Annotated in this window: 22 protein-coding genes; 7 read left to right on the forward strand and 15 right to left on the reverse strand. The window is 62.0% G+C overall.

The window, feature by feature from the left end; all coding sequences use genetic code 11:
- Positions 1-82 precede the first annotated feature (82 nt).
- Positions 83-568, forward strand: coding sequence for a cupin domain-containing protein (locus AACL53_RS04070; protein ID WP_339082737.1), 486 nt, complete (start codon positions 83-85; stop codon positions 566-568).
- Positions 569-583: 15 nt separating this feature from the next.
- On the opposite strand, the gene AACL53_RS04075 is transcribed toward AACL53_RS04070, so the two are convergent.
- The 7 genes from AACL53_RS04075 to AACL53_RS04105 all read right to left on the reverse strand — a co-directional run bounded on the left by AACL53_RS04075 (position 584) and on the right by AACL53_RS04105 (position 8,722).
- A complete protein-coding gene (locus AACL53_RS04075; RefSeq protein WP_339082739.1) occupies positions 584-826 on the reverse strand; it encodes a formate dehydrogenase subunit delta in 243 nt (80 codons plus the stop codon).
- A gap of 32 nt (positions 827-858) precedes the next feature.
- Complete coding sequence (fdhD, locus tag AACL53_RS04080; RefSeq protein ID WP_339082741.1) at positions 859-1,677, reverse strand: formate dehydrogenase accessory sulfurtransferase FdhD; 819 nt, start codon at positions 1,675-1,677, stop codon at positions 859-861.
- A gap of 31 nt (positions 1,678-1,708) precedes the next feature.
- The gene (gene fdhF / locus AACL53_RS04085) at positions 1,709-4,606 is read right to left on the reverse strand and encodes a formate dehydrogenase subunit alpha (protein WP_339086878.1); all 2,898 of its coding nucleotides are present in this window, start codon (positions 4,604-4,606) and stop codon (positions 1,709-1,711) included.
- Positions 4,607-4,660: 54 nt separating this feature from the next.
- Positions 4,661-6,226: an NADH-quinone oxidoreductase subunit NuoF gene (locus tag AACL53_RS04090; protein ID WP_339082743.1), complete on the reverse strand. Its 1,566-nt coding sequence runs from the start codon at positions 6,224-6,226 to the stop codon at positions 4,661-4,663.
- Positions 6,223-6,753 carry an NAD(P)H-dependent oxidoreductase subunit E gene (locus AACL53_RS04095; RefSeq protein WP_339082746.1) on the reverse strand — a complete coding sequence of 177 codons (531 nt, stop codon included), beginning with the start codon at positions 6,751-6,753 and terminating at the stop codon, positions 6,223-6,225. The genes AACL53_RS04090 and AACL53_RS04095 overlap by 4 nt, the downstream gene beginning before the upstream one ends.
- A 203-nt stretch (positions 6,754-6,956) precedes the next feature.
- Positions 6,957-7,862, reverse strand: coding sequence for a LysR family transcriptional regulator (locus AACL53_RS04100; RefSeq protein WP_339082748.1), 906 nt, complete (start codon positions 7,860-7,862; stop codon positions 6,957-6,959).
- Between the two features lie 116 nt (positions 7,863-7,978).
- A complete protein-coding gene (locus tag AACL53_RS04105; RefSeq protein WP_339082750.1) occupies positions 7,979-8,722 on the reverse strand; it encodes an SDR family NAD(P)-dependent oxidoreductase in 744 nt (247 codons plus the stop codon).
- 469 nt (positions 8,723-9,191) lie between these two features.
- On the opposite strand from AACL53_RS04105, the gene AACL53_RS04110 reads away from it, so the two are divergent.
- On the forward strand, positions 9,192-11,492 hold the full coding sequence (locus AACL53_RS04110) for an EAL domain-containing protein (protein ID WP_339082752.1): 2,301 nt from the start codon (positions 9,192-9,194) through the stop codon (positions 11,490-11,492).
- A 122-nt stretch (positions 11,493-11,614) separates the two neighbouring features.
- Positions 11,615-12,469, forward strand: a complete 855-nt coding sequence (locus AACL53_RS04115; protein ID WP_339082754.1) for a TIGR01459 family HAD-type hydrolase — start codon at positions 11,615-11,617, stop codon at positions 12,467-12,469.
- A gap of 21 nt (positions 12,470-12,490) precedes the next feature.
- Here AACL53_RS04115 and AACL53_RS04120 read toward each other — a convergent pair whose 3' ends face one another.
- Positions 12,491-13,489, reverse strand: a complete 999-nt coding sequence (locus tag AACL53_RS04120; protein ID WP_339082756.1) for an NAD(P)H-quinone oxidoreductase — start codon at positions 13,487-13,489, stop codon at positions 12,491-12,493.
- A 147-nt stretch (positions 13,490-13,636) separates the two neighbouring features.
- Between AACL53_RS04120 and AACL53_RS04125 the strand changes: the two genes are divergently transcribed.
- On the forward strand, positions 13,637-13,828 hold the full coding sequence (locus tag AACL53_RS04125; protein WP_339082758.1) for a DUF1192 domain-containing protein: 192 nt from the start codon (positions 13,637-13,639) through the stop codon (positions 13,826-13,828).
- A 380-nt stretch (positions 13,829-14,208) separates the two neighbouring features.
- Entirely contained in the window at positions 14,209-14,757 is a 549-nt protein-coding gene (locus tag AACL53_RS04130; protein WP_339082760.1) for a DUF1465 family protein, read from the forward strand.
- 84 nt (positions 14,758-14,841) lie between these two features.
- Here AACL53_RS04130 and rpmE read toward each other — a convergent pair whose 3' ends face one another.
- Positions 14,842-15,066, reverse strand: a complete 225-nt coding sequence (gene rpmE, locus AACL53_RS04135; RefSeq protein WP_339082762.1) for a 50S ribosomal protein L31 — start codon at positions 15,064-15,066, stop codon at positions 14,842-14,844.
- A 286-nt stretch (positions 15,067-15,352) separates the two neighbouring features.
- Here rpmE and AACL53_RS04140 point away from each other — a divergent pair, with 286 nt between their 5' ends.
- Positions 15,353-17,176 (forward strand): ABC transporter transmembrane domain-containing protein, encoded by a 1,824-nt coding sequence (locus AACL53_RS04140; RefSeq protein WP_339082764.1) that lies wholly within the window; start codon positions 15,353-15,355, stop codon positions 17,174-17,176.
- A gap of 260 nt (positions 17,177-17,436) precedes the next feature.
- Here AACL53_RS04140 and AACL53_RS04145 read toward each other — a convergent pair whose 3' ends face one another.
- The 5 genes from AACL53_RS04145 to AACL53_RS04165 all read right to left on the reverse strand — a co-directional run bounded on the left by AACL53_RS04145 (position 17,437) and on the right by AACL53_RS04165 (position 22,274).
- A complete protein-coding gene (locus tag AACL53_RS04145) occupies positions 17,437-18,465 on the reverse strand; it encodes a peptidoglycan -binding protein (protein WP_339082767.1) in 1,029 nt (342 codons plus the stop codon).
- A gap of 6 nt (positions 18,466-18,471) precedes the next feature.
- Complete coding sequence (locus AACL53_RS04150) at positions 18,472-19,521, reverse strand: flagellar motor protein MotA (protein ID WP_339082769.1); 1,050 nt, start codon at positions 19,519-19,521, stop codon at positions 18,472-18,474.
- A 117-nt stretch (positions 19,522-19,638) separates the two neighbouring features.
- Complete coding sequence (locus AACL53_RS04155) at positions 19,639-20,433, reverse strand: inositol monophosphatase family protein (RefSeq protein ID WP_339082771.1); 795 nt, start codon at positions 20,431-20,433, stop codon at positions 19,639-19,641.
- Between the two features lie 99 nt (positions 20,434-20,532).
- Complete coding sequence (locus AACL53_RS04160; protein ID WP_339082773.1) at positions 20,533-21,624, reverse strand: SEL1-like repeat protein; 1,092 nt, start codon at positions 21,622-21,624, stop codon at positions 20,533-20,535.
- Positions 21,621-22,274 carry a thiamine phosphate synthase gene (locus AACL53_RS04165; protein ID WP_339082775.1) on the reverse strand — a complete coding sequence of 218 codons (654 nt, stop codon included), beginning with the start codon at positions 22,272-22,274 and terminating at the stop codon, positions 21,621-21,623. Before AACL53_RS04165 ends, AACL53_RS04160 begins: the two co-directional genes overlap by 4 nt.
- Before the next feature lie 336 nt (positions 22,275-22,610).
- On the opposite strand from AACL53_RS04165, the gene AACL53_RS04170 reads away from it, so the two are divergent.
- Positions 22,611-24,926, forward strand: a complete 2,316-nt coding sequence (locus tag AACL53_RS04170) for a murein L,D-transpeptidase (protein ID WP_339082777.1) — start codon at positions 22,611-22,613, stop codon at positions 24,924-24,926.
- 88 nt (positions 24,927-25,014) lie between these two features.
- Here AACL53_RS04170 and AACL53_RS04175 read toward each other — a convergent pair whose 3' ends face one another.
- On the reverse strand, positions 25,015-26,049 hold the full coding sequence (locus tag AACL53_RS04175) for a class I fructose-bisphosphate aldolase (RefSeq protein WP_339082779.1): 1,035 nt from the start codon (positions 26,047-26,049) through the stop codon (positions 25,015-25,017).
- Positions 26,050-26,075: the final 26 nt, after the last annotated feature.

The following is a 26,075-nucleotide window of genomic DNA, read 5'->3' on the forward strand; positions in this document are numbered from 1 at the left end:
GAATGAAAAAGGGCGGCTCGCACCGCCCTTTTTCGTTGGAGAGCTGCTAACGTGCCGGGCGATAATCATTGTGGAGACGAAAATGTCGGGGGGAAGTGAGGGACTTCCGATCGCGGTCGTGGCGGCCGCGGTGCCACCAAGAACAAAACCCTCGAATTATCCCGAGCCGTTCTTTTCACGAATGCTGAAGAGGGAGAAGCGTGCGCTCGGCGATCAGTTCGGCTTGAAAAACTTTGGCGTCAATCTCACGCGGCTACTGCCGGGCGGGGAATCTGCGCTTCTTCATCGGCACAGCAAGCAGGACGAATTCGTCTACATTCTTGAAGGCCGGCCGACGCTGGTAACGGATGCAGGTGAGATTGAACTCGCGCCGGGAATGTGTGCGGGCTTTCCCGCAGCCGGCGTCGCGCATCAGCTCGTCAACCGGACCGATCGCGACGTTGTTTACCTCGAGATAGGGGATCGCACGCCCGGCGACACAGGGACTTACCCAGCCGACGATCTCGAAGCGCAGCTTGGCGCGGACGGCCGCTGGCTATTCACGCACAAGGACGGAACGCCCTACTAGCCGTGCGTTCCTGGGTCAGCGTGCCGCTGCCTTCGCCGGGGTCTTGGGCCCTTTGAAGTAATCGGCCATCGCTTCGAGAAACAGCGGCGACAAGCCCTCTCCGCCGGCATCGATGTGGGCCTTCAGAGCGTTGCGCATGCGCGGCTCCCACGAGGCGTGGATGTGCTTCGAGATGCCGTCGATGGCTTCGGGCTTCGGGTAGACGGAGAAGTAGTCTGTGATTTGATTGGCCATGCGGACGAGATCGGAAGCTTGCATCAGATTTCTCGATTGAGATTGGATTGGGTTGATCAGGGATGGAATACGACGGGGCCACCTGGTCCGCGAGACGCCAGAAAGAGATCGGCTTTCTCGGCAAGTTCGAGGGCGAGGACGGTCGGCGCGGACACGGTCACCAGAGCCTGAATGCCCGCTGTGACTGATTTCTGCACGAGTTCGAAGCTGCAGCGGCTGGTCATCAGGACGAAGCCGTCCGTCCGATCGATACCTTGCGTGTAGAGAGCGCCGATGAGTTTATCGAGAGCGTTGTGGCGTCCGACGTCCTCGCGGACGAACTGGATCTCGCCGTTCTTCGATACCCAAGCTGCGCCGTGAACCGAGCGGTTGAAGCGGTTCATCGGTTGGTGGTCGAAAAGGTTCTGTTCGGCGCGCCGTATCGCGTCAGGACTAGGTGACCATGTCCGGCCGAGACGCTGTAATGGCCGAACGGCCGATTCGATATCCTCGACACCGCAGAGGCCGCAACCCGTGCGGGCCTCCATGGCGCGGCGCGCGAGGCGCGAAGTTTCGATCGCGGTCTCAGGCACCGCGACGTCGATGGCCATGCCGCCTTCGACCGGCATCACGAGGATGCCCTGAATCTTAGAAGGATCCGGGACGATGCCTTCGCCCACGAGAAAGCCGACGGCGAAATCGCGGAGATCCGCCGGCGTCGACATCATGACCGTGTAGGGTTCGGAGTTGATCTGCAGCGCGACGGGCACCTCCTCGGGGAGCTGCCATGTCACGGACTGCGTGCCGGAGGCCGTTTGCAGCTCGCCAACGGCGGGGCGCGAGCAAAGCTCCGCTCCGCCCTGAGGCTGCTTGACGTCCTTCGGCACGACATTCATCGCAATTCAGCTCCAGGCTGGAGGGCCGAGATTACTCGGCCGGTTCCAGCTTCTTTTCCTTGGCGATGCGCTTGTTCTCGACTTCGCGCTCCTGCCATTCCTCCTGCCACTCGGACGGGTGGTTGGAGACGGTCACCTGCACCGCCGTCACCTTGTACTCGGGGCAGTTGGTCGCCCAGTCCGAGTTGTCCGTGGTGATGACGTTGGCGCCCGTGACCGGGTGATGGAAGGTCGTATAGACGACGCCCGGCGGCATACGGTCGGAAACCTTCGCCGTGAGCGTCGTGGCGCCGACGCGGCTCGCGAGCGACACTTTCATGCCAGTCTTGATGCCGCGCAGTTCCGCGTCGCTCGAATGGATCTCGAGAATGTCCTCGGGGTGCCAAGCGACGTTGTCCGTGCGCCGCGTCTGGGCGCCGACGTTGTAGTGCGCCAGGATGCGCCCGGTCGTCAGGATGAGCGGGAAGTTGCGGTTCGAGCGTTCCGCCGTCGGGACGAAGCCCGTCAGCATGAAGCGGCCCTTCCCGCGCGTGAACTCTTCCGTGTGCATCACAGGCGTGCCGGTCGGGTGCTCTTCGTTGCACGGCCACTGGATCGAGCCAAGCTCTTCGATCCGATCGAAGGAGACACCCTCGAACGTCGGCGTGAGGCGGGCGATCTCGTCCATGATCTCGGCCGCATTGTTATAGCGCATGGGATGGCCCATGGCGGTCGCGATGCGGGAGACGACTTCCCACTCCGGCATTCCCTGCTTCTCGCGCATCACCTTGCGTACGCGGTTGATGCGGCGCTCGGCGTTGGTGAAGGTGCCGTCCTTTTCAAGGAACGACGTGCCGGGCAGGAACACGTGCGCGAACGCCGCCGTCTCGTTCAGGAAGAGATCCTGCACGATGACGATGTCCATCGAGGACAGCGCGTGCTCGACGTGATGCGTGTTGGGGTCGGACTGGGCGATGTCCTCGCCCTGGATGAAGAGGCCCATGAACGATCCGTCGGAGGCGGCGTCGAACATGTTCGGAATGCGAAGGCCCGGCTCGCTGGCGAGCTTGACGTCCCATTCCTTCTCGAAGATGGCGCGAGTCTCGGGAACCGAGACGTGGCGGTAGCCGGGCAACTCATGGGGGAACGATCCCATGTCGCAGGAGCCCTGCACGTTGTTCTGGCCGCGCAGCGGGTTCACGCCGACGCCCTCGCGTCCGATGTTGCCTGTCGCCATCGCGATGTTGGCCATGGCCATGACCATCGTCGAGCCCTGGCTGTGCTCGGTGACGCCGAGGCCGTAGTAGATCGCGCCATTGCCGCCGGTGGCATAGAGGCGGGCCGCTTCGCGAACCTGCTGTGCCGGAACGCCGGTGATCGATTCGAGCGCTTCCGGCGAATTCTCCGGCTGCTTGATGAACTCTTCCCAGCGATAGAAGTCGGTCGGCTCGCAGCGGCGCTTGACGAACTTGCGGTCGATCAGGTTCTCGGTCGCGATGACGTGACCGATGGCGTTCATGATCGCGACGTTCGTCGAAGGCTGGAGCTGCAAATGATAGGCAGCTTCGACGTGCGCCGAGCGGACGAGCTCGATCCGGCGGGGATCGACGACGATCAACTTGGCGCCCTCACGGATGCGCTTCTTCATGCGCGATCCGAAGACCGGATGTGCGTCGGTCGGGTTGGCGCCGACGAGAAGTATCACGTCCGTCTTGTCGACGCTCTTGAAGTCCTGCGTGCCGGCGGATTCACCGAACGTCTGCTTCAGACCGTAACCGGTCGGCGAGTGGCAGACGCGAGCGCAGGTGTCGATGTTGTTGGTGTTGAAGGCGGCGCGGACCATGCGCTGGACGGCGTAGACTTCCTCGTTCGTCGTGCGCGACGAGGTGATGCCGCCGATCGAATCCTTGCCGTACTTCGCTTGCGTTTCCTTCAGGCGCTTCGCGGCATAGTTGATCGCCTCGTCCCACGACACGACCTGCCACGCATCGGTGATCTTCTCGCGGATCATCGGCGTCAGCACGCGATCCTTGTGGGTCGCGTATCCGAAAGCGAAGCGGCCCTTGACGCACGAGTGGCCTTCGTTGGCGCCGCCGTCCTTGTACGGCACCATGCGCGCGACTTCCTCGCCGCGCATTTCGGCTTTGAACGAGCAACCGACGCCGCAGTAGGCGCAGGTCGTCACCACGGAGTGCTCGGGCTGGCCGAGGTCGAGGACCGACTTCTCGATCAGCGTCGCAGTCGGGCAGGCCTGTACGCAGGCGCCGCACGATACGCATTCGGAGGCCAGGAATTCTTCATCCATGCCGGCAGAGACGTGCGAAGCGAAGCCGCGGCCGTCGATCGTCAATGCGAACGTGCCCTGCACTTCTTCGCACGCGCGGACGCAACGCGAGCAGACGATGCACTTCGAAGGATCGAACTGGAAGTAGGGGTTCGAGCTATCCTTCGGCTTGAAGCGATCGTTTGCTTCGCCGTCAGCTCTCTTCGCGAAAACGTGGTTTTCGCCATCGTAGCCATAGCGCACCTCGCGCAGGCCAACGGCGCCCGCCATGTCCTGCAGCTCGCAGTCGCCGTTGGCGCCGCAGGTCAGGCAGTCGAGCGGATGGTCGGAGATGTAAAGCTCCATGACGCCCCGACGAATGTTCGCGAGGCGGGCATTCTGCGTGGTGACCTTGATGCCGGGTGCGACAGGCGTCGTGCACGACGCCGGCGTGCCCCTGCGGCCTTCGATTTCACAAAGACACAGACGGCACGAGCCCCAAGCGTCGAGGTTATCCGTTGCGCAGAGCTTCGGAATCTGGATGCCGAGCTGCATCGCAGCGTTCATGATCGACGTGCCGTCGGCAACGGTGATCTCTTGTCCGTCGATCTCGAGAGTCACCATCTTGGTGGCGTCGGTGATCTCTGGGCTGGGCGTGCCGTAGTCGATCTCTTTGATGAGAGTCATCGGCTTGACGTGGTGGTTCATCGAGCGTCCTCGTTGAGGATTCTAATCCTGAAATTACTCTGCAGCGTCCGCGAGAAACTTATTCGGCGACGGCTTGTGGAAGTCCTCGGGGAATCCACGAACCGCACTCATGACCGGAAACGGCGTCAGGCCACCCATCGCGCAGAGGGAGCCGTCGGCCATCGTCACGCAAAGATCTTCGAGCAGCGCCAAATTCTTCGTGCGATCGATGTCGTCGATGATCTTGTCGATCACCTCGACTCCGCGCGTCGAACCGATGCGGCAGGGCGTGCACTTGCCGCAACTTTCGATCGTGCAGAATTCCATCGCGAAGCGCGCCTGCTTGGCCATGTCGACAGTATCGTCGAAGACGACAAGGCCGCCGTGGCCGACCATCGCGTCGACCTTGGCGAATTCCTCGTAGTCCATCGGGACGTCGAACTTGGATTCCGGGATGTAGGCGCCGAGCGGGCCGCCGACCTGGACGGCACGAACCGGACGGCCAGTCGCCGTGCCGCCGCCCCAGTCTTCGATCAGCTGACGCGTCGTAACGCCGAAGGCTTTCTCGACAAGACCGCCCTGCTTGATGTTGCCTGCGATCTGGAACGCCAGTGTGCCGCGCGAGCGTCCGACGCCATAATCGCGGTAGAACTCGCCGCCCTTGTCGATGATGATCGGTACGGCCGCAAAGCTCATCACGTTGTTGATGATCGTCGGCTTGCCGAACAGGCCTTCGATGGCCGGGATCGGCGGCTTGTAACGAACGATGCCGCGCTTGCCCTCGATGCTTTCGAGCATGGAGGTTTCTTCGCCGCAAATGTAGGCGCCTGCACCCATACGTACGAAAAGATCGAAGGAATGTTTTGTTCCCTGAATATTGTCGCCGAGCCAGTTGGCGCGACGCGCAATCTCGATTGCTTCGCGCAGGACGTGCACCGAGTGCGGATATTCGGAACGGACGTAGATGTATCCCTTCTGCGCACCGCCCGCGATGGCTGCGATCGTCATGCCTTCGATCAGGCAGAATGGATCGCCTTCCATCAGCATGCGGTCGGCGAAGGTGCCGCTGTCGCCTTCGTCGGCGTTGCAGGCGACGTACTTCTCACCGGCCGGCAGATCGTGAACCGTTTTCCATTTGATGCCGGTCGGGAAGCCGGCGCCGCCGCGGCCGCGAAGGCCTGACGTCGTCACTTCCGTGACGATGTCGATCGGCTTCATTTGGAGAGCTTTCGCCAGTCCGACGAAACCGCCGTGGCTGCGATAGTCCTCGATCGACAGAGGATCGGTGATACCGCAGCGCGCGAACGTCAGCCGTTCCTGGTTTTTGAAATATGGAATTTCTTCCGTGAGGCCGTGGCCCAAGGCGTGGGCCTTGCCTTCGAGAAAACCTGCATCGAACAGGCTCGCAACGTCGCTCGCCGCGACTGGGCCATAGGCGACGCGACCGTTCGCTGTCGTCACCTCAACGAGCGGCTCGAGATAGAGCATGCCGCGCGAACCGTTGCGGACGATCTCGACGTCGAGTTTGCGCTTCTTCGCTTCGGACGCGATTGCGGCTGCAACTTCGTCAGCACCGACAGAAAGGGCCGCAGCATCACGTGGTACAAAGATCTTGATCATTCCGCGGCTTCCTTCTCGAGTCCGCCGATGATCTCATCGAAACGTTTAGGATCGACTTTGCCGTAAAGTTTTTCGCCGACCATGATGGCAGGCGAGAGCGCGCAGTTGCCGAGGCAGAAGACCTGCTCGATGGTGACCATTCCGTCAGCGGTCGTGCCACCGAGTGACGTGCCCAATGATTTCTCGGCGTGCTGACACAACGCGTCAGTGCCCATCGACTGGCAGGCTTCAGCGCGGCAAATCTTAACGACGTGCTTGCCGACCGGATGGCGTTTGAATTCGTGGTAGAACGTCAGCACGCCGTAAATTTCGGCACGCGAGCGGTTCAATGCCTTGGCGATGACCGGCAACGTCGCATCGGGCACGTAGCCGAGCTGGTGCTGCAAGTCGTGGAAGATCTCAAGAAGCTCGTCAGGCTTGTTTCCGTGGCGTGCGCATGACGCCAGTGCCGCGACCTCAGCAGGGGTCGGAGCCGGGAATTGTTCCACCCGTGAGCCGTTCGTTTGCTTTACGGCTTTCTTCGCCATGTTTGGCGTTTCCTCAGTGCTTGTTGGCGGTCGCCGTGACGCAGAACGCCAGTTTGCCGCATGACGTTAAGTGTGGCATCCGGTACCGGGATTCAAATCGATATGGTCGATCTCATCATAGATATCGCCTATGAAGCAATGCAAAAACTGAGGCAAAGCTCACAGTTTGAGGCAAACATGGCGGACTAAGTGTCCGTTTCGCCTCAGGAAATAATGTTGACTGAAAATTTCGCGGCGGCCGCCTGAAAGGCGCGCACCAGGGGTGCGACAGGATCGCGGTCCTGGGTCACAAGGCCGACGCTATGGGCGACCTTCGGTTCAATGAGGGGCAGAGCTTTCAATCCAGAGTCGTTGCCGAGCAAATCCAGAAGATAGTGCGGCATCACGCTGGCGAGCTGCATCAACCGTACATTTGAATAAAGATTGATCACGGAGTTGGTTTCGAGCGCGGGCGCAGGGCGGCATCCGGCATCGTGAAAGGCCCGGTCGATGATCCGCCGGTTCTGCATGTTCGAGGTCAGCAGTCCGAGTGGAAGGTCGGCGGCTTCGCGCCAAGTCACGGTCTCGCGGTTGGCGAGCGGGTGGTCGTCGGGAATGAAAAGACAGTAGTGCTCGGAATAGAGAGGCGTCGCGATGAGGCCGTTGATCGGCTCGTTGTCGAGATAGGTAATGCCGGCGTCGATCGAATAATCCTCCAGCCCGCGGAGGATTTCTTCCGAACTCATCGACATGATCGTGAAATTTATCTGCGGGTGCAGGCGTTGAATGTCGCGCGTGAGGTAGGGGAGCATCGGCAATGCCGACGGTATAGCGCCGAGTGTCAGCCGGCCGGTCAGGCCAAAATCGCTAATCGCCAGGTGGGCCAGCTCCTGATGCATCGAGGCCCAGTTGTTGAGGATGAGTTGCGCCCATTTGAGGACGCGCTCTCCTTCCTGGGTCAGACCCTGGTAGCGCTGACCGCGCTCGACGATCGGCACACCGAGTTCAAGCTCGAGCTGGCGGATACGCCCCGAGAGCGTCGGCTGGGTGACGTTGCAGGCCTGGGCTGCGCGCGTGAAATGCTTTTCGCGGGCGAGGGCGACCAGATATTGAAGCTGGCGGATGTCCATTCGTCTCTCTCTCCCGAGAGAGGGCTAATCATCGACGGTTCGATGATCAAATGCAATCGAGCAGCCCGTTCAAGGCTCGACAGGCCCGCGCAGCGGGCAGAAAGCTGGAAGTAAGGTCAAAAGTCGAGGCCGCCGGCATCGAAGACGTGACCCGAGAGCGAGCGTCCGCGGCGCGAGGCGAGATGGAGCGCCAAAGTGGCCACGTCCGGCTCGTTCGTGAGATAAGCGCCAGTGCGGCTGCCATCATAGAAGGCGCGCGGGCCGACGCCGTTGATGCGGATGCCTTTACCGGCCCATTCGCGCGCTTCGTTCGCGATCATCGCGGCCAGCGCCGTCCGGGCAAAACCGGCGACAGCGGCCGAGCGGCGATCTTTCGGCTCAGGCATCTTCAAGACGTTCAGGACCATACCCTCGCTCAGTACGAGGTTCATGCGGTTGGCGACGACGCGCGTCAGCTGTGCGAGCGGCGCCAGCTTCGCCGAGACGAGGGCTTCGAGATCGCCTTCGCCACGAATCGCCTGGATCTCGGCGGACGAGATTGTCGCCATGTTGATTGCAACATCGAGGCCGCCATAAGCCTGGGCCGATGTCTGCGCAAATTTCGCGGCGCAATCGGCCGTCGATATGTCGAGGGTGTGGAGGCGAATTTCGCTGGCGCTCTGCGAGAGCAGGGCGGCGAGTTCGACCAACTCGGGGGAAAGGTCGGTCGTATGGACAACGAGCCGGGCCTTCAGATCTGCGAAGGCACGTGCAACGTCAACGCCGGCGACGCCAGTCAGGCCCGTGATCAGGATGCGCGCACGCTCGAGTTCACTCGAGACTTCACTTTCGACGCTGGCACCTACTCGATCCATATACATGCGCTCTTCCCCTCCAGACATACGCTAAACCAACAAACGCGAGAGGCGCCGTCGGTCGGATGATAGCACGCCGATTCGCCTAACGAGATCTAAACAGCGCGCCGATTCGGGTTTGTGGGAGACGGGTCAAGGGCGCTTTTGCGGCTATGCACCGCTGCCGGCGATATGTTCGAAGGATAGAATCATGTGACCGGCGCGCCCCGCCGGGAGTATGATTTGCCTGGTTGTGGCGATGCCGCGCGAAAAGGTGGTGATAGCGGCCGCCGGTACATTGCTTCCCTTCATGTGTCTGCGAAGGTTGAGGCAAGACGAATCGAAGGCAGCCTGGAACACCATGACAAAACAGGACAATTCAAAGCCGCAAGCAAATGTCGATCAACTCGACACGGCTGCGCCTTCGCAGGCTCTCCCTTTGGGGTCCGGGCAAGTTCCTGGGCAGGGCATCGGGCCGGCTCCGACGAGAGGTCCAATGGTTGCCCCCCCGAATGGACCCGTGAATGGATCGGCGAATGACGCCAGCGGACCATCAACGGGGCATGCAACGTTGCTGGCGACTGGTCAGGACGCCGACGCTCCTCGCGAGCCGCGATCGCGCGATGGGCTTATCATTGCATCAATTCTGATCGTGTCGGCGGCGATTACGATGATGAGTTTTTCGCAGCTCGGCCTTTCGATGCCGATCTCGATCGCCGCGGGCGCCGTTGCGCTGTCGCTTTTGATGCTCATTCATAAGCAGGTTCAGAAATCGGCGCAGATTGCGCTGCTCAAGGCGGAACTTGCACGAGCCGAGTTTACGCAGGCGCGCCATGACGTGAAGTCGAACGGTGCGAAGCAGAAAATCTCGCAGGCGCGTCCGGCGCCGGCGGTGGCTGCCGCGCCGGGTCCGTCGCTTCCGTCAGCTCCGAATACAGCGGCACCTGTAAGTGCTCCAGCAGCTTCGAGCACACCGGAATCGCGCATTCGCGAACTCAGCCGCGATATCGGCAATTTGGTTCCGCGCTCTGAGCAGACGGCTCCGGCGCAGCCAGCCGGCGCGCCCCAGCCGCAGCACGCGGCAGCCGGTCTTTCGAGCGCCCGGCCTCTCGCATCCGTTGACGCCGACAGGGCAGGCCGCTTGGCGCCGCACGCGCCGATGCCGCCCGCGGGCGAACCTCTTCCTGCAAAACCCGCTGCGGAGTCCAAGGGCCGTGCGGTATTTGCGGCACCGGCGAGCGAAAGGCCGGTTCCCGAAACCGGCCGCGAGCGCTGGTCTTTCCGGCGGCGCGTCGATGTTCAGCCGCAGCAGCCACCGGTGAAAGGGCTCACACCGCCGCCGAGCTGGTCAGCTTCGGCAAACGCAATGCCGAAGGGCGGCGTGGCCATGACGATCGAAGGCGATCTCGAGCTGGTGCAGCGGAAGATCAAAGAACTCGCTGACGAGGTGAACGCTGCCGAGGCGCTGCGCGCGCCGAAGTCTTCGCGTGCGAATGAGCTGCCGAAGCCGAGTGCCAGCGCACTCGAAGATTCCATCGGTGCGCTGAGGGCCGTTGCAACCAGCATGCGCCAACGGCCGTCGGGCTTCGGCGATTACCTTCCGACACTTGATGCAGCCACACCGGCACCGAAGCCCGTTTCGTCACCGGCTTCGATGACGGCCACTGCTTCGATGATGAGCCAGGGGCCTGCCGCATCGCCGCAGGCAGCTGCGCCAGCATCTGTTTCGCCGCCGGTGGAGCCCGTACAGTCGCAGGGTCTTGGAGAACTCGTCATTCCGGCGACTGCAGAGCGTATTGCGGGTTTCGAGCCGGAAGATTCCGTCGACGACGCTACGTTCCGTGAAGAAGAAGCTGACGCTGAGTTGGGCCGCCATGAGCCACATTTGAGCGGGCTGAGCCTTGCTGAGATGGAGCGTGCAAATCCTGGGAGCATTCAGCGTGAAGCTTCGCCGCTTCCCGAGCTGACGCTGCCGGACCTGCCTATCCTGGAATTCAGTGCTGAACCGGCGCGTGCTCCGGAATTGCCGCCGCGTGTCGCCTCGATCATTCGCGCGATCGAAGATGACGCGATCGACGTGACGCTCGGGCCGATCGTGACGATCGCGGAGCATTCGGTCAGCCATTATGAAATGACGGCCAACTTGCGTTCGGCTTCCGGCGAACCGCACGACGCAAGCGAGCAAGATTTCGCGCTGGTCGGCGGCGATCTCGATACGCGCTTCGATATCTCGCGTCTCAATCGCGCGGCAGCTCTCGCGTCCCGCATGGATGCGCGCGACAGGGGCGGTTCGCTGCTGACGAGCTTCCTCGGCTCGTCCGTCACGAGCAGGGCGTTCCTCGAATCCTTCGCTCACGCCTACGAAGTCCGGCCGAGAATTTCCGCACAGCTCGTGTTGACGTTCTCGCAACGCGCGGTCGATGAATTTACTCCGGCCGCATGGCAGGCGCTGCGCGACATGCATTCGTTCGGCTTCCGCCTTGCGCTCGATCAGGTGACGCACATGGGGACGGACTTTGCCGCGCTCCAGGAAGCGGGCTTTCGCTTCGTCCGGTTCGGCGCTCAATCGCTGCTCGAGGGGATGACATCGCGCGACCGCTTCGTGCCGGCCGATGAAATCCTGCAGCGGGTAACGCTCGCGGGCCTGTCGGTCATAGCGAGCGGTATCACGGATGCCGCGATGCAGAAGCGCTTGCTCGATGCGGGCATTCTGCTCGGCCAGGGGCCCCTCTTCGGTGCGCCCCGCCAGGTCAACCTCGATGGGAGCCGTCCGGCCAAGCACTCGGCGGCGGCGTAGCCAGCCGGAACCATGCCGACTGTGACGACGGAGCCGGATGACAGTCCGGCTCCTGCTCGTTTATAGGCCGCAATTCGAGGTCGCATATCCATTTCGCAGAACGGGCCTCGGGCAAGGTCCGCATGTCTGGCATTCCGCTGTTCTCTTCCATCGTTCCGCTCGCTGCCTCGTCGGACCTCTGGTTCGTCGACATCTGGGGCGTGCTGCACAACGGTGTTCGGCCATTTGCATCGACCGTTGCGGCTTGCGAGGCTTTTCGAAAGCAGGGCGGCACTGCGCTTCTCGTCACCAACTCGCCGCGTCCGCACGACAGCGTGACCCGGCAGCTCGATAGTATCGGTGTGGCACGCGGCGCTTACGATGGCATCGTGAGTTCGGGCGACGTCTCGCGCAGCCTCATCGAAGCGTGGGCCGGCCGGCCTGTCCTGCACATCGGACCGTCGCGCGATCTGCCGATCTTCGCCGGACTTGGCGCAACGCCTGGAGCATCAGCAGACGATGCGGACGTCGCCGTCTGCACGGGGCTCTATGACGACGAAACCGAGACGCCGGAAAATTATTCAGCGCTGCTTCAGCAGCTCAAGGCGCGCAACGTGCCGATGGTCTGTGCCAATCCCGACTTGAAGGTCGAGCGAGGCGGCCGGATCATTTATTGCGCCGGTGCAATTGCGAGCGCCTACGCGGCGCTGGGCGGTGACGTGAGCTATGCCGGAAAGCCCTACCAGCCCATCTACGATCTGGCGCTGCGTACGGGATCCGATATCCGCGGCGTTCCCGTTCCCAAGGACCGCGTGCTCGCGATCGGTGACGGCGTCGCGACGGATATCGCTGGAGCGGCGGGGTTTGGCATTCGTTCGGTCTTCATCGCGAGCGGCGTTCACGTCGGCGCGGATGAGTCCCTCACGGAGGCGGCCGGGCGGCTGTTCTCTTCGGATAAGCCGCAGCCGGTCGCTCTCATGCAAAGTTTGGTTTGGTAGGCCGGCCGCTCGATTGGCCGATCAGGCGACCGTCAGCACGATCTTGCCGATGTGAGCGCTGCTCTCCATTCGTGCATGCGCTTCGCTCGCGCGCGAGAGCGGATAGGTGCTGTCGATCGGAATCTTGATCTTGCCGGAGACGATGAGCGGCAGAGCGTGCTCCTCGATGCTGCGGGCAATTTCGCCTTTCACTTCGGGCGTGCGAACGCGCAATGTCGATCCGGTGAGGGTCAGCCGTTTCAGCATCACGCGAATGAAATCGACAGTTGCTGTCGATCCTTTCTGGAAGGCGATGTTGACGAGGCGGCCATCGTCTCCGAGCGAGCGAATGTTCTTCTCGATGTAATCGCCGCCGACCATGTCGAGGATGACGTCGACACCCTTGCCGGCCGTCTCGGCTTTGATCACCTGAGCGAAATCATGCGTCCGGTAATTGATGGCGACGTCGGCGCCGAGGGCGCGGGCAGCTTCGCACTTCTCATCCGAGCCGGCGGTCGTGAAGACGGTTGCTCCGAATGCCTTCGCAAGCTGGATCGCGGTGACGCCGATGCCGCCTGTGCCGCCGTGGACGAGGAATTTCTCGCGCGCCTTCAGGTGGCCGCGGTCGAACACGTTGTGCCAGACAGTGAAGAACGTTTCGGGGATCGCCGCCGCTTCGATGAATGAGATCGAGTCCGGCTTTTTGATGCAGCTGAGTTCGGACACAGCGACGAATTCGGCGTATCCGCCGCCCGGGACGAGCGCCATGACCGGGTCGCCAACGGCGAATTGACCAGCCCCCTCGCCAAGCACGGCGATAACGCCCGAGACTTCGAGCCCCGGAAGTTCGGAATGACCTTTGGGCGGGGGATAATTTCCCTGCCTCTGGAGCACGTCCGGCCGGTTCACTCCGGCAGCTGCAACCTTGATCAGGACTTCGCCCGCTTTCGGCTGCGGCACCGGCATTTCGGTCAACTGAAGCACTTCGGGGCCGCCCGATCCCGCGATCACAACGGCCTTCATCGATGTCGGGAGACTCATCTCGCTCGCTTTCTCCTTGAAGATGGCCGAGAGGAATGCACTGGGACGCTATGCGGGGCAAGCGTGCGCGTGCGGTGGCGACCAACTCTCGACGCCACTTCGCGTCTCCAATAAGCTGAGCGCCAAAAGAAAATTGGAGGAACAGTCATGGACCTCGATGATCTGATGCCGCGAAAGAAGCCGAGCGGCGCGGCTATCGGAGACAATCTCGAAACGTTATCGGTTGCCGAGCTCGAAAAGCGGATTGCGGATCTCAATGCTGAGATTGTGCGCGTGAACGCGGAGCTCGATCGCAAGCGCAAGCACGAGGCCGCCGCGCGCGCGCTTTTCAAATCGTGAAGCGGTTCTGAAGCATCTATTTGAAATGCGCTTTGCGCTGTCCGATTTTGGGATCGGACCAATTTGGCGCAATGTTTCGATTTGCTAACGCTATAACAGTGAGCGGACGGTTTCACTTAACTGAACTTTAAGCATATCGGGCCATTTTGAACCTCGATCCAGGGCATCTGGATAAAAGCGGCCCCTCTGCCGCTTGTTGACGCCTCACTGTTGACTTTCGAGCCGCTCGTTAGGGCGGCTCTTTTTTTGCATTGTCCACAGGAGCTTCGTCGGAAGCAGGGAAACATGCCCCGTTTTGGGCATTCTTCTTAACTATGGTGCACTAATGTCAGTTCGTGGTAGCAGTTGCGGACGGGTAAGCGTTTGTATCGTTGAGGGTCATGAGTAACGTATATCGCGTGGACGGCGCGCCTGCGGGCGGCGCCACAACGGTCTCGTTCGGTGAGCGGTTTCAGTCCTCCGAGCAGTTTGACCACATCTTCAAGGAAGGCATGGCGCTCGTCGAGCGCACGGCGAGCTACCTTGATGGACCGGGCCGGAAAGAGGCCAAGGATCTCGTAGGCGGCGTGGGCGTGCTCTATGCCACCGAAAGCATGAGACTTACAACTCGGCTGCTCGACCTCGCTTCGTGGCTGCTGATCCGTCGCGCTCTGCGCGAGGGTGAGATCTCCGACGAAGAGGCTCAGAAGAAGCGCCGCCGCGTCAAGCTACAGGCTTTCGGCCGGCCGTCGCACGTCAAGGGCTATACCGAGCTTCCGCAAGGTTTGCAGAACCTGATCGAGGAAAGCTTCCAGCTTCACGATCGCATCTCGCAGCTTGATCGCGTGTTGGCGAAGCCTTCCGCTGCCGAGACGCCGCAAGCGGCCGTCAATCCGGTTGCACAGCAGGTGGGCCTGCTCGAGCGCGCGTTTTCAGTCAAATTCAGCTGAATTCAAATCCAGTTTGAACGCAAAAGGCCCGGTCTCGCGACCGGGCCTTTGCTTTTCCAGAGAGTGCGTTCGACGCCTTGGCGATCAGAACATGCCCTCGAACTTCTTCTTGAAGCGCGACAGGCGGCCGCCACGGTCCATCAACTTCGCATCGCCGCCGGTCCAGGCCGGATGCGTGTTCGGGTCGATGTCGAGGGTCAGCTTGTCGCCGGCCTTGCCGTAGGTCGAATAGGTCGTGAATTCCGTTCCGTCGGTCATCACCACCTTGATCTGGTGGTAATCCGGGTGAAGGTCGGCGTCTTTCTTCATGGCCTTGTGTCCGTCTTGAATGCGATTTTCACGGCGAAGCTCTGACGAGCCTCGGCCCCGGTACGTGCAGAGGGGACTGAATTGGCGCGTTCTTTAGCCGAGATAAGCTTGTCGCACAAGGCCGGATAACGGCCTCAAGTCGGGCCTAACCTGAGGAAACCGTAAGCCTTCCGGGCCAAAAAGCGGCCCATTGTCTCTTGAGCCCGGCTGCCCGGTGGGGCATGGTCCGGGCCGGCTTCAGGGTTGAAATATGTTGTTTCCCCAAGCTTTGGACCAAAAAAGGCCGATGAGCAGCGACGTAGCAGATCAGGGCTCGGATCGGGCCCAGCCCGACCAGGAAAACACACGGCAGTCAAAGCGCTTGGCGCTGAAGCCGCTCTTAACGCTGAAGCCGCTGATCCTCAGTCACAAGGGCGCGCTGTGGGGCGCGATCATCGCCCTGGTCGTCTCGGCGATTGCGATGCTTTCGGTGCCGCTTGCCGTCCGCCGGATGATCGACAACGGCTTCGGCGGCAACGATTCAACGCTGATCAACAACTACTTCCTGACGATCATCGCCATCGGCCTCGTCATCGCGATCGCAAGCCCGGCCCGCTTCTATTTCGTGAACTGGATCGGCGAACGGGTTGTTGCCGACCTTCGAACCACGGTTTTCGCGCAGCTCGCAAAGCTCGGCCCCGCCTACTTCGATCTCAATCACTCCGGCGAGATCATGAGCCGCCTGACGGCGGACACCACGCAGATCAAGGCCGTTGCCGGGACGGCGCTCAGTCAGGCGGCGCGCAACGCCATCATGCTGGTTGGCGCGCTCGTCATGATGTTCATAACCAGTCCCAATCTGTCGGCGCTGGTGTTTCTCGCCATTCCCATCATCGTTCTTCCGCTTGTCGGATTCGGGCGCGCCGTGCGGCGGTTGTCGCGGCAGGCTCAGGATACGCTCGGCGAGGCTTCGGCTTACGCCTCTGAAAATCTCGGCGCCTACCGGACGATGCAAGCGTACGTGAACGAGAAGACGGTTTCCGATCGCTTTGCGCGCGCCGTCGAGCGGACGTTTGCCGCGGCGCGGCGGCGGATGCTTGCCCGCGCGGCTCTGACCTTCGTTGCTATTCTGCTTACCGTCGTGAGCGTCACGGGTGTGCTTTGGTATGGCGCCTCCCAGGTCGTCGTCGGCGATATGACAGGCGGCCGGCTCGGGCAATTCGTTCTTTACGCGCTTTTTGCTGCCGGTGCGCTGGCCGAGCTTTCGGAAGTATGGGGCGAGATGAGCCAGGCTGCGGGCGCCGCCGAGCGGCTTTCGGAAATGATGGCGACGGTACCCGATATCCGTTCCCCCGAGCATCCGACGCCGTTGCCCGAACCGTCAACCGGCACCATTGCATTCGAGAACGTGACCTTCGCCTATCCGACGCGCCCCGGCGAGAAGGCTCTCGATGGCGTATCGTTTCGGGCGAGTTCCGGCGAGACGCTGGCGCTCGTCGGCGCTTCCGGCGCGGGCAAGTCGACGATCTTCAACCTGCTTCTCCGTTTCTACGATCCGAACCAAGGCATCGTTCGCGTCGACGGGGTGGATGTACGGGACGCCGACGTCGCGGCGCTGCGCCGTCACATCGCGCTGGTGCCGCAAGACGTTGCTCTTTTCGCAGATACGGTCGCGGAGAACATCCGCTACGGGACGCCCGGAGCGACGCTTTCGGAAGTTCGGCGGGCCGCGACGGCGGCCCAGGCGGACGACTTCATTCGCCGCCTTCCAGACGGTTACAATACCAAGCTCGGCGAGCGCGGCACCTCGCTTTCGGGCGGGCAGCGTCAGCGGATTGCCATTGCGCGCGCCATTCTGAAAAACGCGCCGATCCTGCTGCTTGACGAGGCGACAAGCGCTCTCGACGCGGAGAGCGAAGGGGCTGTGCAGCGCGCGCTCGAAGACTTGATGAAGGACCGGACGAGCATCGTCATCGCGCATCGGCTCGCTACGGTTCAGAAAGCCGATCGCATTCTCGTCATGGAGAACGGGCGGATCGTCGAAGCGGGGACGCATGTCGAGCTTGTCCGCCGGGGCGGAATCTATGCGCATCTCGCCGAGCTGCAATTCGGGCGCGAAGCCGCCGAGTAAACGGCTCGACGGACGTTCTTTAACGTTCCATTAACTTCCGCATGCTGATCATTGCTCTTATGAGAGCACTGACGGTCATTGTCGTCCTGTTCGGCTGTTTCGCGTACGATATTTCGTACAACAACGCGGAGCTAATCCGTTGGCTCGCGGATACGCTCGGACTCTCATAAATCAACGAAGCTCGCGCTGGATCTCCCCGGCGTCCGACTTTTGCCTTGTGCCCGGCGACACGCGTTCCGCGCGCCGGCTGCCGGGCACGGTTATCGGTTCGTCAGCTTCAGCTCGATGCGGCGGTTCTTTTGGAAGGCCTCTTCCGTCAGGCCCGGATCGATCGGCGCAAATTCGCCGTAGCCCGCGGCCACGAGGCGATCGGGCGGGACGCCGCGCGATATCAGATATTTGACCACGGACGAGGCGCGCGCGGTCGACAATTCCCAGTTCGACGGAAACTGCGATCGCGAGATCGGCCGGATGTCGGTGTGACCGTTGATCTGCAGCGCCCAATCGATGTCGGGCGGGATTTCCTTTTGAAGCTCCAGGATCGCCGATGCGATCTGATCCATCGCGGCGTCACCCTCCGGGGTCAGCGTCGCCGATCCGGCCGGGAAGAGGACTTCCGATTCGAACACGAAGCGATCGCCGGCGATGCGGATGTCCTTGCGATCCTTCAATAGCTCTCTCAGGCGGCCGAAGAAATCCGAGCGGTAACGCTTCAGTTCCTGCACCTGCTGCGCGAGCGCGGTGTTCAGGCGCGCGCCGAGGTCCTTGATGGTCTTGTCGCTCTCGGTCGTCTTCTTCTGTGACGCATCGAGCGCGTCGCTCAGGGCGGCGATCTGCCGGCGCAAGGCGACGAGCTGCTGATTGAGAAGGTCGACCTTCGACAGCGCTTCGGCGGAAATACTTTTCTGCTTGTCGAGATCGGCGCCGAGGGAAGCGATCCGGCCTTCAGCCGCTTTGGCGCGGTCGTCGGCGCCGAGACCTGCGCCGGTCAATTTCTCATTGTCGGCTTTCAGAGACGACAGGGAGGCTTGTAGGGCAGCGAGATCGTCCTGGGCCGACTGCGATTTGCCTTTCTCGAGCGAAAGCATCGAGGTCAGCTCGCTGATCTGCTGGGTCAGACGTTGGAGGGCCGAGTCTTTCCCCGTGGCCTCTTGGGCCGAGAAATATTGGGCGATCATGAAGATCGACATCAGCAGCGTGACGACGAGAAGCAGTGTCGACAGCACGTCGACGTAGGCAGGCCAGAACTCGCCGTATTCACCGCTGCGACGGGACCGTCCGCGTGCCATGCGCCTTTAAACTCCGCGCTTCATGGCATCGGCAAGGTTGCGCAGCATGGCGGCGACCTCGGCTTGGCTTTGCGCCTGCTCGTCCACCCACTCGCGGACGACTTTCTGCTCCGAGCGCATCTGCGTGACGAGTTGATTGACGCCGCGCGCGAGGTCGCGGACGTCGTCCTGGGGGGCCACGCCTTTTGCAGGCATACCGGCCTGATCCACGACGCGGTTCGCGAAGTCCTCGAGCGAGCGCTGCATTTCGACAACCGCCGACAGGAGCTGGCGATTGACGTAATCATTCGTGTGGGCGCCGGTGCCTGCAGGCGTCAGCTCGGTGATGCCCGACAGCCATTCCTCGAGCTCGTTGTAAAATCGGTTGTGGGCGTGGCTCGCCTGAAGCTCCAGGAAGCCCAGAATGAGGGAGCCGGACAAGCCCAGCAGCGATGACGAGAACGCCGTGCCCATGCCCTTCAGAGGCGCGGAAAGGCCGGCTTTCAGATCGCTGAAGAGCTGGACATTGTCGGTCGCTTTGCTGTCGAGCGTGTCGATGGCCGCGCCGACTGACTGGATCGTCTCAAGGAGGCCCCAAAACGTTCCCAGCAGGCCGAGAAAGACGAGCAGGCCGACGAGGTAGCGGCCAGTGTCGCGGGCTTCGTCGAGCCTCGAGCCGATCGAATCCATGAACGAGCGCATCGCGGCGGTCGACAGCGAAAGGGTGCCGGTCCGGTCGCGCAGCATCGTCGCCATCGGTGCGAGCAGCACCGGGCGGGCGCTGATAGAGAGGCCGGGGTCGGAAATGCGGAAAGCGTTAACCCAGCGAATTTCCGGGTAGAGGCGAAAGACCTGGCGGTAGGCGTAAACGATGCCGAGCGCCAACGTCCCGACAATCAGGCCGTTCAGACCCGGGTTGTTCAGGAACGAGTGCTTCAGTTGGTCGAACAGAATGGCGGCGAGAAAGCCCACCAGCGTCAAAAAAATCGTCATGCGCAGCAGAAAGACACCGGGTGGTGTCAGCCGCCGTGATACCGGGGCCAGTGCCGAAGCATCGCCCGGGCGGATCTTCGCCATTAGTCCATGCCTCCGGAACGCCCCGCTGTCCGCTAGAACCTTAGCGCAAGGCTGTCCCATCGAAAACGGGCAACATCATGCCGAAGTGGCGACTGCCCCGCGGCTATGCGGCACGATTCAGGCTTTATTGAAGAGGAACTGCCCCAAAGCTTTGTGAATGTAGGGGTTTGCGGCGATGATATCGCCGGAGTCCATCATTTTGTCGCCGCCGGCCAAATCGGTGACGAAGGCGCCGGCCTCGCGCGCGATGACGATGCCGGCCGCAACGTCCCACGGCTGAAGATTGTGCTCCCAGTAGGCGTCGAACCGCCCGGCTGCGACGAAGGCGAGGTCGAGCGCGGCCGAGCCCGTCCGGCGGATGCCCGCGACTTCGTTCATCAAGAGGTCCATCTCTTTCAGATAGCGCGCCTTGCCTTCGCGGCCGCGGTGGGGAATTCCGGTCGTCACGAGGGCATCGCCGAGGTTTTTGCGCGCCGCGACCCGCAGGCGGCGATCGTTCATGTACGCGCCCTTGCCCTTTTCGGCTGTGAAGAGTTCGTCGCTCGCGGGATTGTAAATGACGCCCGCAACGAGCTGGCCTTCGCGCTCGAGGCCGATCGAGACTGCGAACAGCGGGTTCGAATGCAGAAAGTTCGTCGTGCCGTCGAGCGGATCGACGATCCAGCGGTGCGTCTGATCGGCGCCGACGATTTCACCCCGCTCCTCCATGAGGAAGCCGTAGGTGCCGCGGGACTTCGATAGCTCCTTGAAGATGATGTCTTCGGCCTTGTGGTCGGCGGCGGAGACGAAATTGGCCGGTCCCTTGATCGAGACCTGCAATTGCTCGACCTCACCGAAATCACGCGTGAGGCTGCGCCCCGCCTTGCGTGCAGCCGAGATCATGACGTTGAGTGTCGGGGATACGTTATTCATTTCGTTGATCCGGACGGGCGCAAAAGGGGAGAGCCGGGCTCTAACGGCTCTTCGACCCTGTGGCAAGGCGACTGAAAGGCCAAAGCGCCCCGTGAATGGCTACTGAAGTTCGGCCATGCCGGGATCGGCGCGAATACGATCCGCCCAGGCGGACGCTTCGGCTTCCGCTTTCTGACGGTCGGCCTTGGGCATGTTCGCAATCCGGGCGTCGAGCTCTTGGTCTTCGAAACCTTGCTTTTGGGCAATGAGCCGCCACTTGGCGGCTTCGACCGGATCTTTCTTTACCTTGATGCCGTCGAAATACACGTAGGCCAAACGGTTCTGGGCGCCCGCGATGCCCTTGTCGGCAGCGGCTTTCAACAGAATTGGGATCTTCGGCTCGTCTTTCGTCAGGCCCATGCCTTGGATCAATCTCACGGCGTAGTCGTACTGCGCCTCGGGATAGCCCTGCTCGGCGGCTCGGGATAGCCAACGGGCGGCTTCGAGCGCGTCGGCGGCAACGCCCGATCCGGTCTGATAAAGTTCGGAGAGATCGTACTGCGCCTGAGGCAAGCCCTTTTCGGCGGCGAAGCGGATGTGCTGGTAGGCGCGAATGGGGTTTTCGGGTTTGCCGTCGCCTTTGAGGAAAAGAAGGCCAAGATTGTAATTGGCTTCGGCGTGGCCGGTCAGCGCTGCCTTTTCGAAGAGCTCGGCGGCGGCCTTGCGATCCTTTTTCACGCCGCGGCCTTCGGCATACGAGATGCCGAGCGCGAACGTACCCTGCATGTCGCCGAGGTCGGATGCGCGCTTGTAATATTCGAAGGCTTTTCGGTCGTCCTTCTGGACGCCAAGGCCTTCCGTGTAGATCCGCGCGATCAGCGTGTTGGCCTGCGGTTCGCCCCGCGCGGCTGCATCTTCCGCAAGCTTGAGAGCCGTCAGGTACTGGCCCTGATCGAACGCCGTATAGGCCGCGTCGTCGCCGGTCGCCGGCACGGTCGAGGGAATTGTCTTCCGGATTTCGGACGTTCCCTGTTGCGCCGGAGGCGTGCTTTGTGGCGCTTTCTTCGGCGAGGGCGCGAGCTTCGGCACGGGCGTTTCGGTATCGCGGGTGAACCACGAGCTGCTGTCCGCCAAGAGCGGAGCAGCCGCGCCGAAGGTGGCAAAAACTAAGGCTGCGAGCGGTACGACGAACTTCGTCGCGCGTGCTGTCATTTCGCTGGCTCCGGAGTCCTTATCGCCTCGGAAAATTCGCGAATGCGCGCAACGGCTGCTGCTTCCGTATCCTGTGATCCGAGGCGAACGGAAACGAAATCGGCGCCAGCCGAGGCGAGATGGTGCGCTGCGTCCGCGTCGTCGACATCGAAGGCGACGGACGGGATTTCGAATACTTCGCTCCACCACGAGATCAGGTCGAGTTGGCGCTCGGCGGCGCGCTCGCGATCTTCGACATGGGGCGGAACGCCGAATGCAACGTAATCGGCGCCCGCTTCGGCTATTTCCATCGCATCGTGGCGGCTGCGTCCGGCATCCACGCCGATGATCGTTCCGGCTGGTGCCGATTGCTTCAACGTTTTGAACTGACGGACGATATCGCGCGACCACGGCAGGTGAATGCCGTCGGCGTTGAACTTCGTGGCGTCCTCCAGGCTTGAAGGAACGATGGCCGCGATGTTCCTCTTCTGAGCCTCCGCAACGAGCTTGCGGGCCAGTGCTTCGTCCACAGACGTTCCATCAGCAGAGCGGATAAGTACGCTCGCGATTGTGGCGGCGGCCGACGCCGCGGCGAGCAGGCTCAACGCGTGCGCTGCGGGAGATCCCGCGTCGATCTCGAAGTCAAGGTAGAGGCTGGTGGCGCTCGACAAGCGAAAGGCTCCGGTTCAGGCCCGCTCTTCAAAGCCGATTGCGGCGGAAACAAGAAGCGGGCGGCTTTCAACGTGGATCGGCAAGGTGGTTTGCCAACGTGGTTTGGCGCACTGGGTTGCAGTAATCGGCGCTATACTCAAGACGATTCGAGTTTTCTCAGTCACAGACGGGTTTTTTCGCCGGAATCCGGGGCTTTGGCAGTTTACCAGTTTGGGGGAACGGGCCAATGTCGCCCCATCTCTGAGTTTCGGCGTTTTTCCGCCAACTTGAGGGCTCACGTAGTGTCGGCAACGCTGGCATCGCCGCGCCTCTCGCCTATCGGAGCCACACGGGGAATGATCAAATTTTCTCTTCGCCTTCTGGGCGTCAGCTTGCTGGGGATCGGTGCAATCGGCGTCAATTCGGCTGCAATGGCCGAGCCCCCTGTTCAAATTTCATCAGAGAGCGGAACGACGACGTATTTTCCGCCGTCGAACACAACGACTGGCGCTATTCCCGCTTCGGATGCTGCGAAGGATGCGGCTGCAGCCGCTGCTACAACACCTGAAACGCCGGCGATTCCGTCTTCGACACCAACTCCGACGCCTTCGGCGACAGCTGCGGTAACGCCGCCGACTGAAACACCTGCGCCCGCTGCGCCGAGCGTATCCGCTCCGCCTCCGCCGGATGCAGCTCCCGCTGCCGCGACTCCCGCGGCTACTCCGGCGCCCGCCGCCGTTGAGCCGGCTGCCGCGCCGGGGGATAGCGCCGCCCAACCGAAGACCGAACCGATCCCCGCTGTTGCGGCTCCGGTCGCGCCGCCCGTGAACCCCATCGTGGAGGCTGCGCGAGCGAAGCTCGGCGACAAAGCACTCTCGGGCCGGGAAAATGTCGCCGCCGACGTTGCTGCCGCGCGCGACTTCTACAATTCGCGCACCGAACCGCTTTGGGTGAACGACAGCGGCTTCACGCATAAGGCCAAGGCCGTCATTTCCACGCTCCGGACCGCCGACGATTGGGGACTCGAGCCTTCCGATTTCGTCGTGGCGAACATCGCAAGCGGCGCCAATGCGGAAGCGCTGGGCGCCGCCGATGCGCAGTTGACGCTTGCCGCTCTGAAATATGCTCGCTTCGCGCGCGGAGGCCGTCTCGATCCCGTGGCACTGAGCAACATTCTCGACATGAAGCCGCCGGTGAAGGACGCGAAGACCGTCATCAGCGAATTGTCGAACGTTGCGGAGCCTGACGCTTATCTGCGCGGATTGAATCCGAAGCACGCCGGCTTCGAGCGCCTACGTCAGGCGCTTCTGAAAGCGCGCGGGCCGAATCAGGAAGAAGAAGCTGTCGATCCGGCGTTGCTGATCAAGCTGCCGCAAGGCAAGCAGCTGAAGCCTGGCGCGGAAGACGATCAGATTTCGCTCTTGCGTCAGCGCTTGAAGATGCCTGCTGCAAATCCAGCCGACGAGCGCGTCTATGACGACGAACTTGCCGATGCCGTGCGCGGCATCCAGCGGGACAACGGTCTCAAGGTCAACGGTATTTTGAGCAACCGCGTGCGCTCGGCTTTGAACCAGGCGGGCGAGCCGAAGCGAGCCGATCCCAAGCAGAACGTCGATCGGCTGATCGCCAATATGGAACGTTGGCGTTGGTTGCCGGTGGACCTCGGGCAGCTCTACGTGATGAACAACATTCCCGAGTTCACGAGCGAAATCTGGAAGGGTAACCACCTCGAACTCAAACAGAAGATGATCGTTGGCCAGCCTTCCTGGCCGACGCCTGTGCTCGCTGCGAACATGCAGTTCGTGATTTTCAAGCCGAGCTGGGGCATGCCTGACGGCATCAAGTCCAAGGAGCTTCTGCCGCGCCTCAGAAGTGCGTCGGGTTCCGGCACCGGTATCGGTTTCTTCGATCAGCTGTTCGGCGGTGGCGGAAGCGGCGGCGCGCGCGTGCTCGAAGCCTACAAGCTGCAGGTCTACTACAACGGCCGGCCGGTCGATCCGGACTCGGTCAATTGGAGCACTGCGGATATCCGCCAGTACAGCTTCACGCAGCCACCTGGCGCAGATAATCCACTTGGCCTCGTGAAATTCCGGTTCCCGAACCGGCACGACGTTTACATGCACGATACGCCCGAGCGCGGCCTGTTCGCTCAAACCAACCGTGCCTTGAGCCATGGCTGCATGCGCGTCGAGGAGCCACGGCGCACGGCTGAGGTTCTTCTTGCCGAAGACAAGGGTTATTCGCCTGAAAAAGTCGGCCAGCTCTGGGACAGCGGCGCGAGCGTTACGCTTTCAAAAGAGGTGCCGGTCTATCTGGTCTATTTCACGGCTCGCGTTGATGACGAGGGGCGTCTCCTGAACTACGCGGACCTCTACGGTCATGACGGGCGGATCATGTCGGCGCTGCGCGGGCGTCCGGTTCGCTATACGGCGCCCGAGGCCTTCGATCCGGCTGAAACGAGCGCGCGCGGTGGCGTTCCGACCGCGTCCAACGATGCGGGTGGCGCAACCGTCGCTGGGGGCGATGCGGGTTCCGACAGCATGATGGACGCTCCGCCGCCTTCGAAGAAGAACCAGAACCAGAAGAAGAGCGCGTCTGCGAAGCAGAAGCCGCAAGGCAAGAGCACCGGCGGCACCATTCAGGATGCGCTTTCGAACATCTTCCTGAACTAAGCGGGCTGCGACCGAGACACAAAAAAAAGCGGATCAAACGATCCGCTTTTTTTGTTTTCGATGACGGCGAACTTTCCGCGCCTCGCGATCAGGCAGCCTTCTCGAGCGTCTCGTTCCATTTGCCGAGGGCGGCAAGGCTGTTCATCTTCGCGCGATGCGTGAACGCGCGCTGGCCGGCTGCAACGTTTTCCGGCTTGCCGCCCCATGCCTGGATCGCTGCCGCTTGCAGCGCCCGGCCGTAGGAGAACGTCAGCGGCCAGGGCAGCGGACCCGAAGCATTCATGAGCGACAGGTGCTTGGTCGCGGCTTCGTCGGACTGGCCGCCCGAGAGGAATGCAATTCCCGGAACGGCCGACGGCACCGTCTCCTTCAGGCACTTGATCGTCTTCTCGGCAACCTCGGCAGGGCTCGCCTGCTTCGCCGATTTCTGCCCGGCGATGACCATGTTCGGCTTCAACACGATGCCTTCGAGTTTGACGCGCGCGTCGTAAAGCTCGCGGAACACCGTGCGAAGCGTCCATTCCGTCACGCGATAGCATTCGTCGATGTCGTGACCCGAATGCGGGCCGTCCATCAGCACTTCAGGTTCGACAATCGGAACGATGCCGGCTTCCTGGGCGAGGGCTGCGTAACGGGCGAGTGCGTGCGCATTGGCCTTGACGCAGTTCCAGCTCGGCAAGCCATCGGCGATGGTGATCACGCCGCGCCACTTCGCGAAGCGGGCGCCGAGCTTGTGGTATTCAGCAAAGCGTTCGCGCAGGCCGTCGAGGCCTTCGGTGATCGTCTCGATCTTCGAGGTCGGGCCGGCGAGGGGCTTCGCGCCAACGTCGACCTTGATGCCCGGAATGGAACCCGCCGCCTTCATGATGTCGACGAGCGGTGTACCGTCCTTTGCCTTCTGCCGGATCGTCTCGTCATAAAGAATGACGCCGGAAACGTAATTCTTCATGCCCTCCGTCGCCCGGAACAGCATCTCGCGATAATCGCGGCGGCTGTCTTCGGTCGAGGCGAGTTTGATCGTGTCGAAGCGCTTCTTGATGGTGCTCGTGCTTTCGTCGGCAGCGAGAATGCCTTTTCCAGGCGCAACCAGAGCGCGGGCGATATCTTCAAGTCTGTCGCTCATATTTGCCTCCGTGGGCCGCTTTCAAT

The sequence above is a fragment of the Hyphomicrobium sp. ghe19 genome (assembly GCF_902712875.1).
GTDB lineage: Bacteria > Pseudomonadota > Alphaproteobacteria > Rhizobiales > Hyphomicrobiaceae > Hyphomicrobium_B.